General features: G+C 52.0%; 1 pseudogene. It reads right to left on the bottom strand.

From position 1 onward, the window contains the following. Positions 1 to 271 (bottom strand): annotated as a pseudogene (gene entE / locus SB658_RS24070) (2,3-dihydroxybenzoate-AMP ligase); the annotation flags it as partial.

Genomic DNA, 271 nt, shown 5'->3' with positions numbered 1-271 from the left:
AGCGACTTCCGCCGGGCTTACCTCTTCCAGCTGAACAGGCTCTCTATGCAGGCTGCTCAGTTCCTGAAACTCTTCAGCTTCGCCGGCCACAATGACATGCGCCAAATCCGGAAGTTTGTCTTTCACCTGTCTGGCAAGCGCCCTGTAATCAAAACCTGAATGCATATCAGGAATGATGTATGCTTTCGCCTCTGCAAACTCGCAGAAATACGTAATCTCACTGCTTCTATGAGAAGGCAGCGCGAAAACGGGCAGTGCTCCGAGTCGGAAC

Source organism: Bacillus sp. SIMBA_008, assembly GCF_046535495.1.
Lineage (GTDB): Bacteria > Bacillota > Bacilli > Bacillales > Bacillaceae > Bacillus > Bacillus subtilis.
This window is presented reverse-complemented; position numbering and strand designations above follow the sequence as displayed.